13 protein-coding genes are annotated in these 13,911 nt (G+C 76.5%); 5 read left to right on the top strand and 8 right to left on the bottom strand.

The genetic code is table 11. The features are described 5' to 3' along the window. Positions 1–40 precede the first annotated feature (40 nt). Together BS73_RS30580 and map are read right to left on the bottom strand one after the other, a co-directional pair. On the bottom strand, positions 41–766 hold the full coding sequence (locus tag BS73_RS30580) for a YoaK family protein (RefSeq protein WP_063837098.1): 726 nt from the start codon (positions 764–766) through the stop codon (positions 41–43). 26 nt (positions 767–792) lie between these two features. Next, positions 793–1,560: a type I methionyl aminopeptidase gene (gene map, locus BS73_RS30575; protein ID WP_037577659.1), complete on the bottom strand. Its 768-nt coding sequence runs from the start codon at positions 1,558–1,560 to the stop codon at positions 793–795. A gap of 64 nt (positions 1,561–1,624) precedes the next feature. Here map and BS73_RS30570 point away from each other — a divergent pair, with 64 nt between their 5' ends. Then, positions 1,625–1,906 carry a helix-turn-helix domain-containing protein gene (locus tag BS73_RS30570; protein ID WP_037577658.1) on the top strand — a complete coding sequence of 94 codons (282 nt, stop codon included), beginning with the start codon at positions 1,625–1,627 and terminating at the stop codon, positions 1,904–1,906. Between the two features lie 23 nt (positions 1,907–1,929). Further along, positions 1,930–2,496, top strand: coding sequence for a GNAT family N-acetyltransferase (locus tag BS73_RS35280; protein WP_051941171.1), 567 nt, complete (start codon positions 1,930–1,932; stop codon positions 2,494–2,496). A 91-nt stretch (positions 2,497–2,587) separates the two neighbouring features. On the opposite strand, the gene BS73_RS30560 is transcribed toward BS73_RS35280, so the two are convergent. After that, positions 2,588–3,367 (bottom strand): Clp protease N-terminal domain-containing protein, encoded by a 780-nt coding sequence (locus tag BS73_RS30560; RefSeq protein ID WP_037577657.1) that lies wholly within the window; start codon positions 3,365–3,367, stop codon positions 2,588–2,590. Between the two features lie 109 nt (positions 3,368–3,476). On the opposite strand from BS73_RS30560, the gene BS73_RS30555 reads away from it, so the two are divergent. Then, on the top strand, positions 3,477–3,749 hold the full coding sequence (locus tag BS73_RS30555) for a glutaredoxin domain-containing protein (protein ID WP_037577656.1): 273 nt from the start codon (positions 3,477–3,479) through the stop codon (positions 3,747–3,749). Between the two features lie 55 nt (positions 3,750–3,804). Here the strand turns inward: BS73_RS30555 and BS73_RS30550 are convergent, their stop codons facing one another. Further along, positions 3,805–4,566 (bottom strand): carbon-nitrogen hydrolase family protein, encoded by a 762-nt coding sequence (locus BS73_RS30550; protein WP_051941170.1) that lies wholly within the window; start codon positions 4,564–4,566, stop codon positions 3,805–3,807. A 37-nt stretch (positions 4,567–4,603) separates the two neighbouring features. Continuing rightward, positions 4,604–5,266: a TetR/AcrR family transcriptional regulator gene (locus tag BS73_RS30545; RefSeq protein WP_037577654.1), complete on the bottom strand. Its 663-nt coding sequence runs from the start codon at positions 5,264–5,266 to the stop codon at positions 4,604–4,606. Positions 5,267–5,344: 78 nt separating this feature from the next. Between BS73_RS30545 and BS73_RS30540 the strand changes: the two genes are divergently transcribed. Together BS73_RS30540 and BS73_RS30535 are read left to right on the top strand one after the other, a co-directional pair. After that, entirely contained in the window at positions 5,345–6,238 is an 894-nt protein-coding gene (locus BS73_RS30540) for an ABC transporter ATP-binding protein (protein WP_037577653.1), read from the top strand. Continuing rightward, complete coding sequence (locus BS73_RS30535; RefSeq protein ID WP_084704473.1) at positions 6,222–7,010, top strand: ABC transporter permease; 789 nt, start codon at positions 6,222–6,224, stop codon at positions 7,008–7,010. Before BS73_RS30540 ends, BS73_RS30535 begins: the two co-directional genes overlap by 17 nt. Positions 7,011–7,013: 3 nt before the next feature. Here the strand turns inward: BS73_RS30535 and BS73_RS35275 are convergent, their stop codons facing one another. From BS73_RS35275 to BS73_RS35270, 3 genes are all read right to left on the bottom strand, one after another. Further along, entirely contained in the window at positions 7,014–7,631 is a 618-nt protein-coding gene (locus BS73_RS35275; protein WP_051941169.1) for a hypothetical protein, read from the bottom strand. After that, complete coding sequence (locus BS73_RS38485; RefSeq protein WP_037577652.1) at positions 7,628–8,830, bottom strand: hypothetical protein; 1,203 nt, start codon at positions 8,828–8,830, stop codon at positions 7,628–7,630. The genes BS73_RS35275 and BS73_RS38485 overlap by 4 nt, the downstream gene beginning before the upstream one ends. A gap of 1,252 nt (positions 8,831–10,082) precedes the next feature. Next, the gene (locus BS73_RS35270) at positions 10,083–13,895 is read right to left on the bottom strand and encodes a LysM peptidoglycan-binding domain-containing protein (RefSeq protein ID WP_051941168.1); all 3,813 of its coding nucleotides are present in this window, start codon (positions 13,893–13,895) and stop codon (positions 10,083–10,085) included. Positions 13,896–13,911: the final 16 nt, after the last annotated feature.

Genomic DNA, 13,911 nt, shown 5'->3' with positions numbered 1-13,911 from the left:
TGGTTCCGACGGGGGGCATTTCCCTGAGTGCTTGCTTCAGTCATGGCTCATCCTGGGCAGCCGCGGCCGCCGGACGCCATCCGTTTCGCGCGATATACGCGAACAGCAGAACGAGGTCCGCGGCCGCGGCCGCCAGCAGGCAGACCGCGACCGAGCTGGTCCGCAGCAGATACGCCCCCGCCATGGCGCCGAGCAGCATCGCCAGCACCGAGCCCACCCGGCGCGGGAGCCTGGTGCTGCCGCCGCCGGCCAGCCGGGAGTCGGCGGCGATGGAGGTCAGGGTTCCGGTCAGCACGGTGGTGGTCACGTCGGCGACGCCGAGGCTGCGCACCGCCGCGTTGCGGCAGCCCATCGCGAGGGCCAGCACCAGGATGGTCAGGTAGTGGGAGAGGCCGAGGAGTTCGAAGGCCCCGCCCAGGGCCGTGCCCGCCGCCTCCACCGCGATCGCCGCGTCCATCCAGCGCGGGGCCGGGCCCCGGTGCCTGACCAGCCGCCCGCCGAGCGCGGCGCCGAGGAGGAAGCCGCCGGCGGAGATCGCCGTGCCGGGCACCGAGAACCCGGGCGCTCCCCCGGCGGCGAACCCCAGGACCACCACGTTCCCGGTCATGTTCGCGGTGAAGACCCGCCCGAGGCCGAGATAGCTGACGGCGTCCAGGAAGCCGCTGAGGAAGGTGAGGTAGGCCAGCGCGACGGCGAGCAGGGGGGTCGTCGCCGGGGGCCGGACACCGGGCTGCGGGGCGGTCTCGGGATGCTGCTGCTGCGCCACCCTGGTCAGCCTAGTGCCGGGCCGCCTCACGGCAGGGTGAGGACGCGCGGCCCTTCCTCGGTGACGGCGACGGTGTGCTCGATGTGCGCGGCCCGGCTGCCGTCGGTGGTGCGCAGCGTCCAGCCGTCCGGGTCGGTGCGGTAGGCGTCGCGGCCGCCCGCCATCAGCATCGGTTCGATGGCGAGCGCCATCCCGGGGCGGAGGGGGAGGCCACGGCCGGGGCGGCCGCGGTTGGGCACGCCGGGGTCCTCGTGCATCCGGCGGCCGATGCCGTGGCCGCCGAAGTCGGCGGGCATGCCGCACCGGGCGGCGCGGGCGACGGCGCCGATGGCGTGCGAGATGTCGCCGATCCGGTTTCCGGGCCGGGCGGCGGCGATGCCGGCCTCCAGCGCCCGGCGGGTGGCGTCGATCAGCGCCAGGTCGGCGGGGCGCGGGGTGCCGACGGTGAAGCTGATCGCGGCGTCACCGGTCCAGCCGTCGAGTTCGGCGCCGCAGTCGATGCTGACCAGGTCGCCGTCGCGGAGCCGGTAGTCGGTCGGGATGCCGTGGACGACGGCGTCGTTGACCGAGGCGCAGATCACCGCGGGGAAGGGGGTGGGGGCGAAGTGCGGGCGGTAGCCGAGGAACGGCGAGCGGGCGCCGGCCTCGTCCAGGACGGCCCGGGCGGCCTGGTCCAGCTCGCGCAGCGAGACCCCGACGGCGGCCGCCTGCTGCGCCGCCGCCAGCGCACCGGCCACGACACGCCCGGCCTCCCGCATCGCGTCCAGCGCCGGTTCGGTCTTGATCTCCACCATGTCTTCCGCTCCTCAGCCCACCGCACAGGGAACCAATTCTTATACCGGTATTAGTATCACGCTCATGGTGCGAACCCCTCTGACCCCGGAAGAGCGGCGACGCGGCGAACGCCTGGGGGCGCTGCTGCGCCGGGCACGCGGCGAGCGCAGCATGGTCGAGATCGCCGCGGCGGCCGGCGTCTCCGCGGAGACCCTCCGCAAGATCGAGACCGGCCGGGCCCCCACCCCGGCCTTCTTCACCATCGCGGCCCTGGCCACCGCCCTGGGACTGTCCCTGGACGAGCTGCTCGCGGCCTGCGCGGAGACCCCGGACTGGACCGGCGGCGACGCGGCACTCACGGCCTGAGCCCGGGCTCGTAACCTGGAGCCATGGATCTCGACCTGGATCTGGCGCTCGGCGGGTCCAGGCTGCGCACCCTGCGGTCCGGGGACGCCCCTCTCCTGGTCGAAGCGACGGGACAGGAGCGGGCGCGGTCCCTCTGGGGAGCGCGCCCGATCGGGCCGTACGACCTGACGTCAGCTCAGGCCGCCTTGGCGGAATGGGAGTCGGCCGCAGGCGGGCAGGTCTCCTACGGCGTGGTCCAGGACGGACGGCTGCTCGCGGCGATCGGCCTGATGCCGGACCCGCCCGCGATCCCCGGCGGCCCGCCGACCGGCGCCGAACTCGCCTACTGGGTACGGCCGGAGAGCCGCCGGCAGGGGATCGCCCTGCGGGCGGTGCGGGCGCTGACCCGGTGGGCCCACGAGGAGGCGGGGCTCCGCCGGCTGTGGCTGGAGATCGCACCGGAGAACGCGGCCTCCCAGCGGCTGGCCGCCAGGGCCGGCTACCGCTACGAGACCCGGCTCCCCCGGCACTGCCGGTCCTGGATCCACCAGGACCCGGCGCTGGACCTCCGCCACGACTGCCTCATCTGGGGGCACGGCGAGGCCGGTTGACCGACGGCGGCCGGCGGACTGTCGCCGACCGGGCGCGCCTCCCGCGCGCTCAGGCTCCCGCGCTCAGGTCCCCGCGCTCGGGTCCCCACCCTCAGGCCTGGGCCGGCGGGCGCTGCTCCCCCTTCCTCGCCTCGGCGATCCGCTCCACCTCGGCGGTGATCCACGGGCGGAGCCGGTCGACGTCGAGGCCGAGGGAGTGCAGCGGCCCACTGGCCGATCCCTCGGCGGCCAGCGCGAGGAGCAGATGCTCGGTGCCGATGTAGTTGTGGCCGAAGTGCAGTGCCACATTGAGGGTCCGGCTGAGGGTCTGCTTGGACTCGGTGTCGAAGTGGACGGCGGCGGAGCTGATGTCCACCGGCGTGGCGGTGTCGGCCCCCCGGGTCACGGCGTCCGCCGGGAGGCCCAGGGCGTCGAGCAACTGCCCTTCCGAGACGCCGAGTTGGTGGACCGCACGGGCGGCGATCCCCTCGGGCTCGGTCAGCAGCCCGGCGACCACGTGCCGGGGCTGCACCGGCGAGTCCGGGCCGTCGCCGGCAGCGATCCGGCGGGCGGCGACCAGAGCGTTGCGGGCCCGCGGGGCGAACCGGCCGAACATCTTCCCCGCACCCCCGGGGACGAGCTCGTCGGCGCGTGCCACGAAGCGCTTCTGGGCGGCCTGCTTGGAGACCCCCATCCTCTCGCCGATCTGGGTCCAGGAGGCGCCCGAGCGCCGGGCCTGGTCGACGAAGTGGCCGATCAGGGCGTCGCCCTGGTCCTCGAGGCGGCTGGAGACGCGCATCGCGTCCCCGAGGTGGGCGAGCGGGTCGCCCTCCGGGTGGATCGCGCGCACGAAGGCGATGAGGTTGTCGAGAGAAACCGGGAACTGATCCATGCGTCAACCTTAGGTTGACGATGCCGGGTCCGTCAACCGCCGGTTGACGACTGTCTCCCTCCCCGCGCCTATGATCGAGCGACCGGCCACCGCCACGAGGGGGAGAACGATGGGACAGGACGGCGTCGTCATCTACTGGAGGCCGGACTGCGTGTTCTGCCTGGACCTCCTGCTGCGCCTGAAGTTCACCCGGCTGCGCTACACCAAGGTGGACATCCGCAGGAACCCGGACGCGGCGGCCTTCGTCCGCACGGTCGCCGACGGGAACGAGACGGTGCCCACGGTGACCGTGGCGGGGGTGCCACTCGTCAACCCGAGCAAGCGCCTCCTCCTGGAGACCGTCCGGGAGTTCGCCCCGGAGGCCCTCTCCCCGGCCGGCTGAGCCGGGGAGAGGGCCTGCGGCTGAGCCGGCGGCTCAGCCCGGCCGGCCGCGAAGGTCAGGACGACGGCCTGGTGAGGACCGCCCGGGCCAGATCGCCGGCGTCCGGCCCGGCCTCGGCGACGAGGTCGCCCCCGGGGGACCAGATGCCGGACCGGCCCGAGGTGCGGGCGAAGCCGCCGCCGGTGGGCCCGGCGAAGGCGGCGGTGGCGGCCCAGACGCCGTGGTCGGCGGCCACCCGGCGGGCCCGCTCGCCGTGCAGCCCGGACTCGTGCTCGGCATGGACGACGCCGGCCACGTAGGCGTCGATGCCGGTGCGGACCGCGGCCCCGGCGTCGTTGCCCAACGCGGCCGTTACGGCGGCGTGTTCGGGGAACCCGGTGTCCCGGCAGACGGCCAGGCCGAGGCGCCAGCCGTCGACCTCGACCACCGCGTACCCACCGGCCCGGAAGCGGACCGCCTCGGAGTCGTGGAGGTGGACCTTCCCGTAGGCGACGCGTGCCCCGCCGCCGTCCACGGCGAGGACGCCGATCCGCGGGCCCGGCAGTACCGGGGCACCGGCCAGGGCCAGCGTGCCGGTCTCCGCGCAGGCGGTGATCAGCGGGCGCAACCGCTCGTCGCCGGGGGCGACCGGCTCCGCGTCCAACTCGTAGCCGGTCAGCGACATCTCGGGAAAGACCACCACCCGGGCCCCCGCCGCGCGCACCGCCTCGGCATGGGCGATCGCATTGGCGGCCACATCATGGGCCACACACTTGGGCTGGGCGACGGCAAGGGCGAGCGTGGGGGCGGCGGCGGGACCGGATCTCGGGCTGGACAAGACGGGCGGCCTCTCGTATGCGGGACGACTGACGGCGTCAGGCTACGGGACCGGCGCGGCGGGCGGTCGCCTCGATCAACCGGGTGATGTCGGCCAGGTCGGCGTCGAACTCGGCGGCGTAGTCGACGGGCCGGTCCAGCCAGTGGGCGAGCGCACCATGGCCGGGGAGTTCCCCCTCCGGCAGCCGGCCGCGGCGGCCGCGCGGGTCGAGGCTTCCGGCGCCGAAGCGGCCGGAGGCCTCGGAGGCGGTGAAGCCGATCACGAAAGTGCTCACCATCCGCTCCAGGCGGGGCACTTCGCACTCCGGCACGCCGGCCTCCAGCAGCGCGGTGTAGATCAGGTCGACGACGCGTACCGCGTCCGGGGTCACCGCCGGCCGCGAGAAGAGCAACTGGGCGGACCACGGGTGTCGCCGCGTCACCTCCCGGAAGGCGAGGGCGAACGCGCGAAGGCGCCCCTTCCACCCGGCGGGCGGGGAGTCAGCGGCGTTCGCGGCCTTCGTCGGGGTCGGCAGCAGCGCCGCGAGGAGGCGGCCCAGCATGCCGTCCAGCAGCTCGGCCTTCCCGCTGACATGCCGATACAGCGCCATCGGTGTCACTCCGACCCGATCGGCCACGGCCCGCATGGAGACCGCGTCCAGCCCCTGCTCGTCCGCGACGGCCAGGGCGGCGTCCAGGATCTCTTCCCGTCGTCCCACCATGGGTATACAGTGTAGACGTATACAGCGTATACCTGGTTGAACAGAACGGCTCGCACAGAGGGTTGAGGGGGTGGCTCGATGCTCAACGCCGAAGGAGTGGTCAAGCGCTACGGCCGGCGGCGCGCTCTGGACGGCTTCGACCTGACCGTGCGACCCGGTGAGATCGTGGGCCTGATCGGCCACAACGGCGCCGGGAAGACCACGTTCGTGGAGACCGTCACCGGACTGGTCCGCCCCGACGCGGGCCGGATCCGGATCGGCGGCGTCGACGCGCTGCGCGACGGCCGGGCCGCCCGGCGGCTGCTGGGGGTGGCGCCGCAGGAGCCGTCCCTCTACGCCACCGTGTCCGTACGCCAGAACCTCCGGCTCTTCGCCGGGCTGGCGGGGTCCACCGGAGGCGGGCGAGGACGACGAGGGCGGGACGCCGAGATCGCCGCCGTGCTGGAGGAGTTGCAGCTCAGCGAGCTCGCCGACCGTCCGGTGGGACTCCTCTCCGGCGGTCAGCGGCGCCGGGTGCAGGCGGCCACCGCGATGGTCGGCCGGCCGCCGCTCCTGCTGTTGGACGAGCCGACCGCCGGAGCCGACCCGGAGACCCGCTCGGCGCTGCTCGCCGCCGTACGGGCTCGCGCCCGGGCCGGAGCCGCCGTCCTGTACACCACCCACTACCTGCCCGAACTGGTCGATCTGGACGCCACCTTGGCGCTCGCCCGGGCCGGGCGGGTGATCGCCCGGGGCTCGCAGCAGGAGCTGACCCGGGAGCTGCCGGGCGAACTACGGGTGACCTTCGCCGACCCGGCCGAGCCCGAACTCCGCCTGCGGACCCGGGATCCCGGCGCCGAGCTGGCCGCGCTGCTGGCCACCGGGCGCACTCCGGCGTCGGTGGACGTCCGGCGGCCCGATCTCGACGACCTCTACCGGCAGTTGGAGGAGGAGAGGGAGGAGGAGAGGGCGGATGATGGCGCCGCTGCCTGAGTCGGTCCTCGAGCCGGTCCTCGAGTCGGTCTTGCGGACCGGGGTGCTGATCCGGCACAACCTGCTGCTGATGGTCCGCGAACCCGGCCCGGTGCTCAGCCGGATGGTCCTCCCGCTGGTCTTCCTGACCCTGCTCCGGCCGCTCTACCTGGCCGCCCAGGGCCCCGGCGCCGGCACCGAGCAGGCGGTCGCCGGGACGCTGGTCACCTTCTCGCTGCTGGCGCTCAGCATCTCCGGGAGCGCGATCCTCACCGAGCGGCTGGCCGGCACCTGGGACCGGTTGCGGGCGGCGCCGCTGCGGGCGGCCGAGCTGCTGGTCGGGAAGGCGGTGCCGGTCTTCGCCGCGCTGCTGGCGCAGCAGCTGCTGATCGTGGGGTGCGGCGTTCTCGCCTTCGGCCTGACGGTCCGACACCCGCTGCTGCTGGCAGGCGTGCTGCTGTGCTGGAGCGGCACGCTGCTGGGGATGGGGGCGCTGTTCGGCGTGCTGGCCCGGAGCATGGGCGAGCTGTCGGCCGCCTTCGACATCGGCGGGATGCTGCTGAGCAGCCTCGGTGGGGCGCTGGTCCCGCTCAGCGTGCTGCCGCGCTGGGTCGCGGACGCGGCCCCGGCGTCTCCCGGGTACTGGGCCGTGCGCGGACTGCATGCCGCGCTGGCGGGCGACGCCCGGACCTCGTTCACCGCCTGCGTAACCCTGCTGGCCGTCGCGCTGGCCTGCGGGACGCTCGCCTCGCTGCGGCTGCGGGGGCGGAGCGGGCGGCTGGTCGCGGTGTGAGCGTCAGCCGTCCTCGGGGGCGGGCTTGCGGAAGGCGCTGGTCGAGACCTCGTCTTCGCCTGATGTGGCGTCATCCGGCGTGGGGGACACGGTGGTCGGGGTCGGCGGTGTCGGCTCGGGCTGCGGCTCCCGCTCCGGGGCCGGGTCTGAGTAGACCGAGAGGTCGTCCGGGCCTGGGGCGAGGTCCGGCGCCGAAGGGAGGGCCGGGGTGGGGAGCGCGCCGGTGAGGCGGGCCTGGTAGCGCTCGGCGGCGCGGAGGCGGCGGCCGTCCTCACCGGGCACCGAGCGCCGCATGTCGACGATGTCCCGGCCGACCCGGCGGGCGGTCGGATCGTCCTCGATGGCCCGCCAGCAGGCCTCCGCGTTGGCGGCGGCCTGGAGGGTCTCGTCGTGCTCGGCGCCGTGCACCCGGAGGAGTTCGAGGGCCACCGCCCGGTAGAGACCGGCCGCCTCGGCCTGCTCCCCCGAGAGGCGCGCGACATGCGCCCGCACCTGGCGGACCTGGAGCACGGCCGGGGTGTCGTGGCCGCGCTCGGTGGCCACCTCGGTCTCCAACTCGGCGGCGAGGTCGGCCGCTCGGCGGTGCTCCCCCGCATCGGCGGCGCTGACGATCGCGATCACGGCATCGCGGTGCCGGGCGAGCGGGTCCGGGGTGGGGAGGGGCGAGTCGGCGCCGGCGGGGCGGGGGCGGGCTCCTGCGGCTGCGGCGGCGGCTGCGGCGCGGACGTGGGCGCAGGGGCGGGGGCAGGCGCGGGCGCGGGCGCGGAGGTGAGGTGGACGGTGGGGGGTGCCGACGGCATCGGCGGGACGGTGCCGGGCGCCGGCTCGGCCGCGGCCTCCTCCGCCTCCGTGGCCAGCGCGGAGGGGGTGACCGTACGGCGGGCCGAGTTGCGGAAGGCGACCTGGGCGCTGTTGTCGTAGGCGGCGACCACAATGGTGTCGGGTCGCAGGACGCTCTGCACCTGGCCCCGGATCTGATCCGGGGTCAGGGCCGCGCCCGCGCCGGGGCGTCCGGTGTGCAGCACCTCGACCAGCGCGCGGGTGAAGATCCCGACCTGGTCCGGATCGGAGCTGACCGCACCCCACAGCGGCATGCCCTGGGACAGCGGCGAGGGGACGGTACGCAGGAGCGGCATCGCCTTGGGGTCGGCGGTGAGGTCGGCGATCACCAGGGTGCCCCACTCCGGCGGGCGCGAGCGCAGTTGCGCGGCCACGTCGGACCACGGGAGCGCGTCGGCGCGGAGGGCGGACGGGCGGGTGTCGCGCAGCGCGAGGTTGAGCCGCCCGGTGCGGCGGTCGACCACCAGGTGCCCGCCGAGGTGGACGAGGAGCGGACCCGGGTGCCGCGCGGCGGCGCGGATGTGGGTGAGGGCCGTGTACGGGTCGGTGGCGCTCGGCAGGTGCACAGAGTCCACCACATCGGCGGCGACGAGTATCTGCGGCGAGATGGCGGCGAGGAGCGTCGAGAGCCCGGTGCTGAGCGGGCCCCCGGCCCGGCGCGGCAGGTAGCGCCGGAGGCCGCGCCCGTGGCCCCCTTCGACCACCAGAACCCGCCCCCGCAGCGCGGGGCCGCCGATCTCGGGCGAGAGCTGCCACGCGTCGTCGCCTGCGGCAGCGGCAGCGGCAGCGAAGGCGGGCGCGGGCGCGGGGGCCTGGCCAGCGGGAACGGTCGCCGGCTCCGGCCCGAACTCCTGTTCACCGAAACCGGCCGGCGCCACCGGGCCGGACGCCTGGCCGTAGACCAGAGTCGGCGGCTCGGGCGCGACCGCCCGGCCGTAGGCCGCGTCCCCGGCCCCAGGCTCAGCCTGCCCCTGCGACACCGTCGCCGGCTCCGGCCCGAACCCCGGCACAAAGGACGCGGACGACCGCCCGTCCACGGACGGTTGGCCGTGCAACGCCGTCGGCGCCTCGGGCGCGGGCGGCTGCCCGTAGGCCACGCCTGCGGAACCGGGGGCCGGCTGGCCCTGCGGCACAGCCACCGGCTCCGGCGCGAACCCCGGATTCAAGGGTGAAGGCGGCGGCACGGGCGCCTGGCCGTGCAACACCGTCGGCGACTCAGGCGCGGGCGGCTGCCCGTAGGCCACGCCCTCGGAACCGGGGGCCGACTGACCCAGCGGCACAGCCACCGGCTCCGGCGCGAACCCCGGATTCAAGGGTGAAGGCGGCGGTCCGGGCACGGACGCCTGCCCCTGCAACACCGCCTGCGACTCAGGCGCGGCCGGCTGACCGTAGGCCACGCCCTCGGAACCGGGGGCCGACTGGCCCTGCGGCACAGCCACCGGCTCCGGGGCGAACGCCGGATTCAAGGGTGGAGGCGGCGGTCCGGGCACGGACGCCTGCCCCTGCAACACCGCCTGCGACTCAGGCGCGGCCGGCTGACCGTAGGCCACGCCCTCGGAACCGGGGGCCGGCTGGCCCTGCGGCTCAGATACCGGCTCCGGCGCGAACGCCGGATTCAAGGGGGGAGGCGGCGGTCCGGGCACAGACGCCTGCCCCTGCAACACCGCCTGCGGCTCGGGCGCCGGCGGCTGACCGTGGAAGGCGCCCACGGAGTCGGGAGCCGGTTGGCTCTGCGGCACAGCCACCGGCTCCGGGGCGAACGCCGGGATCGGAGGGGGAGGCGGCGACGCGGGCGCGGGCGGCTGGGTCTGCGGCGCGGCGGCGGGGAGGCCCGCAGGCGCGGTGTGCTGGGGGGTGGAGGGGGACGACGCGGGCGTCGCCGGTGGGGGTGCCCAGGGCCATGCGCTCTGGGGCGCGGCGAAGGTGAGGGGCCTTGAGGGGGGCTGGGGCGAGGCCGCCCCCGGTATCGGCGCGGCCTCGGCGCCAGGCGGCGTCAAGGCGTCCAGCGCGGGCAGCTCCTGAGTCTCCTTCAGCGGCGCCGGCGGCCTGAACGGCAGGTCGCGGGGCGTCTCCGGCAGGTCAGTCACGGCGGGTACCCCCTCGGCGCCCCGTCCGCCCCTCGGTCCCACGCCCGTTCATGCCGTTCCGCCCCGTCGTCCGTCGCGCCCGTTGCGGCGCTGTCACACCTGCGTCGAACGAGCAGTATTCCGCATCCTGGGGTTCTCGTGCCCGTCAGGCTTCGAGGAGGTCCCGCAGGAGTGCGGTGGTGTCGGGTTCCAGCGGGTGCCCGTCGCGGGTCGCCTGGGCGTGCAACCGGGAGACCGCCTTGAGGAGTTGGTCCCGGGCGCCGGCCGCCGCGTAGATGGTCAGCAGGTCGCGGTGGAGCAGCTCGGTGCCGGGCTCCACGGTCAGCCCCCGGTACGCCGCGGCCTCCGCGCCGCGGTGGTCGCCGATCCGCAGCCGGCGGACCGCCAGCTCGTGGGCGGTGTCCACGATCGCGGAGATCATGTCCTGCCGGAACGGCTCCGCCCAGGCGTACCCCGTCGGGTCGGCGACGGCGCAGGGCGCGCCGCTGACCAGCGCGAGGGCGCGGGCCAACGCCCGGTCCCCGCCCGGCGTCCCGCGCACGCCCCGGCGGTGCAGGGCGCGGAACTCGTCCCAGTCGCAGGAGACGGCCGGACCGAAGGCGTACCCGCGACTGCTGTCCAGCGGCAGGTAGGGACGGCCGGACGGGTCGTCGCCGAGCCAGTCGCGCAGCCGGTCCACGGCCACCGCGAGTCCGCGTCCGGCGGCCGGCCCGCGGGCGGAGCCGGACTGGCCGCGCCGGCGCGGGGCCGGGTCGATCAGCAGTTCCAGCGCGCGCTGGTCGCTGCCGGGGTTGAGCGCCACATAGGCCGCTATCTCGGTGAGCCGCGGCCGCTGGTCGGCCGAGACCGGGCCCCGGGCGCCCAGCAGTTCGACCTCGCCGAGCAGCCGGATCCGGGGGCCGGAGGGCTCCCGGGGGGCGCGGGCTCCGGCGGGCGCGCGGAGGATGTCGAGGACCTGCTCCCCGGGCTCCCCAGGCCCCCCAGGTTCCCCGGGGGCACCCGGGCGCCCCTGGCGGTCCTGACGGTCCTGCCCGGCCGGCATGGCCGGAGTGTCCGCCCCGTTCCGAGCGGGCGTCAACTCCGGGGGCCTGGCGGGCCCGGGCGGCAGCGCGCGAAGCGGCACGGAGCGGGTCGGCGCGGGCAGCCGCGACGCGGCCGGGCCCGAAGCCGCGGGCTCACCGACGATCCGCGGACGGGGCGCGGGCGCGGGCGCGGGCGCGGGCGCGGGCGCGGGCGCGGGCGCGGGCGGGGGCACGGGTGCCGGAGCAGGTACGGCTGCGGGCGACGGCGCCGCCGACGCCCGCGCGGGCGCAGGAACGGGCGCTGGCGCAGGCGCGGGCTCGGGCTCGGGCTCGTGCGCCGGCACGTCGTCCTCGCGCTGCGCCGTGCGCAGGAGTTCGAGCCAGTGCCGATACTCCTCGTCCCCCACCCGCTGGAGCCGGACCTCGACGTTGGAGCCGGGCAGCGTGCAGGCCTCGTCCGGTTCGCCCACCGGCAGGTGCCAGCGGGCCACCGGAGCACCGGGCCCCGTCGGCGCGCCGGTGACCACGGCCAGGCAGGTGCGCGGCCTGGCGTCCAGCAGCCGCCCCAGCACTCCTGGTTGGTCACCTTCGGGGGCGTTCGCGCAGAGGACGATGTCCGGGGTCCAGGCGTCCTCGGAGTCGCCCTTGGCCCGCACGTCCCGGACGTGCGCGGCCGAGGCGGCGAGGAGGCGTTCGCGCACCGCGCGGTCCCGGGCCTCGACGGCCGCGACCGCCTCCCCGAGGCCGGTGTGCACTCGCACCCGGTCCGCGCCGAGCACCTCGGCCAGGCCGGGTGCGAGTTCCTCGCCGACCAGGTGGAGCCGCAGGTGGTCGGTGAGCGGCGAGAGCGCCAACTCCACGGCGAGGGTGCGCAGCACCGCCCCGACCGCCGCCGGCTCGCCGGAGAGCTGGACCAGCCGCACCGCCTCCAGGTCGACGAGCACCGTACTGCCGTCCGGCGAGGTGCCGACCCCGACCAGGGCCGGGTACGGGGCGGGGACGTCGGCCGCGGCCGCCGCGTCGAGCAGTCCGTGCTCGGCGTCCGGGGTGCACCACCACACGGTGGAGGCGTGGGCGGCCCGGAAGGGGGCGATCGGCGAGCCCGGCATGGCGAGGTGGAGTTCGACGGTGTGGGCGGGGGTGACGCGGACCGCGACCACGGCCGGGAGGCGCTTCTCCTCCTGGGCCGCCGTGCGGGCGAGGCTGCGCAGGGCGCGGTCCAGGAGGGCGAGGCCGGCCGCGTCCTGACGGCTCCTCAGGGAGGTCTCGACGGCGGCGGTCTCGGGCGGCGGCATGGGGATCCGGCGGCCCGGCCGGCGCCGCTGCTGCTGCCTGCGGCGGCGCAGCCCGAGCGCCGCGATCAGCGCGGCGGCGAGCAGGGCGGTCCCGCCGAAGGTGGTCTCGGCGGCGAGATCGCTGGAGGTGGTACGGGCGGGAGCGGCGGTGGGCGTGGGCGTGGGCGCCGGGGCGGGCGTGGCGGTAGGGGCGGGGGCCGGCTCGCCGACGCTCGGACGCGCGGTGGGCGCGGCCGTGCGGGCGGGCGCCGAACCGCCGGGCACCGGAGCCGGCTCCTGCCCGGCTGCGGTCGGATGGCCGGACGAGGTGGGGGCGTTGCTCGGTGTTGCGCTCGCGTCGGCGCTCGCGCTCGACGCCGTGCTCGGCGCGGGCGTGTGCCCGGGGGCCGAGGAGCTGGGCACGGGAGCGGGAGCAGCGCCACCGCCGCCACCCCCACCGCTGCCACCGCTGCCGGTCGGCGTCGGGGCGGGCGTATCCGCGGTCGGCGCCGCGCTCGGCGTGGCGGGCGGGGCCGGAGCCGGTGTCGGGGCCGGCTTCGTCGGGGCGCCGCCGGGCGCGGCCGGTGGACTCGTGCTCACCCGGGGGAGTTTGAGGGTCATGTCCGGGTAGATCAGGTCCGGGTTGGTGAGGTGGTGGCCCTCGCCGTCCGTCGCACCGCGGTTCGCGTCGTAGAGCTGCTGCCAGTGCGCGGCGGAACCCAACTCCCTTGCGGCGATGGCGGAGAGGGTGTCCCCCGGTTGCACGGTGACCCGCCCCCCGTCGGCCGCCGTCCCCGTCCCCGGCGCCGAGCCCGCTCCCGAGCCCGCACCCCCTGCCGCGCCCGCACCCGTCCCGGCCCCCGGCGGCAGCAGCAGTCGCCACCCCGGCTGGATCGGGCGGTCCGCGTCGAAGGTCCGGCCCTCGGCGTCCATCTCGCGGCCCTGGTTGAGGCGGGCGATCTCCACCCACCGGCTGCCGGAGCCGAGTTCGCGCTCGGCGATGGTCCACAGGCTCTCGGCGGGCCGGGTCTCCCGCACGGTGTAGGTACGCGCCCCGGTGGGAGCGTTCGCGCCCCCCTTCGCGACCCCCCGTACCGCCGTCAGCGCGATCGTCGGCGCGTCCGCGCGCATCGGCGCGCTCTCCGAGGCGCGCGCGGGCGTGGCCGCCGCGGCGAGCATCGCGCCCGTGGTCGGGACGGTCGCCAGGATCGCCCCGACCAGTCCCGCCGCCATCCGCTGGCTCCAGGCCAGCGCGGCCACCCGGCGTGCCGTGCGCCCGCGCAGCTGCGCCGGGATCTCCAGGGCCACCGACGCGGCGAAGCACAGCCAGGCCGCCCAGCCGACCACGACCAGCGCCCAGAGGAAGAGGTTCCCGTTGTCGGGCCGGGTCAGCAGGTCGACGATCCCGCCGCCGGATCCGGCCGGCGCCGGCGCCCCGTTGCCGACCACCGCCGCCGTGCCGAAGAGCAGCGCCGCCGGCAGCCCGCCGAGCAGCAGCACCAGCAGGACGAAGGCCCCGACCGCCCGCAGCGCGGCGCGCAGCCGCCCGCGCCCGCCGCCGCTCCCTCTGCCACCGCCCGCCGGGCCCAGCACGGGCCGCGCGGGCAGCGCGGCGGGACGCGGCGACGAGGAGGCGGGTACGCGGGGCGCGCTGGACGGCATGGCTGTCGGCTCCGGG

Origin of the sequence: Phaeacidiphilus oryzae TH49 (genome assembly GCF_000744815.1) — a bacterium.
Classification (GTDB): Bacteria; Actinomycetota; Actinomycetes; order Streptomycetales; family Streptomycetaceae; genus Phaeacidiphilus; species Phaeacidiphilus oryzae.
This window is presented reverse-complemented; position numbering and strand designations above follow the sequence as displayed.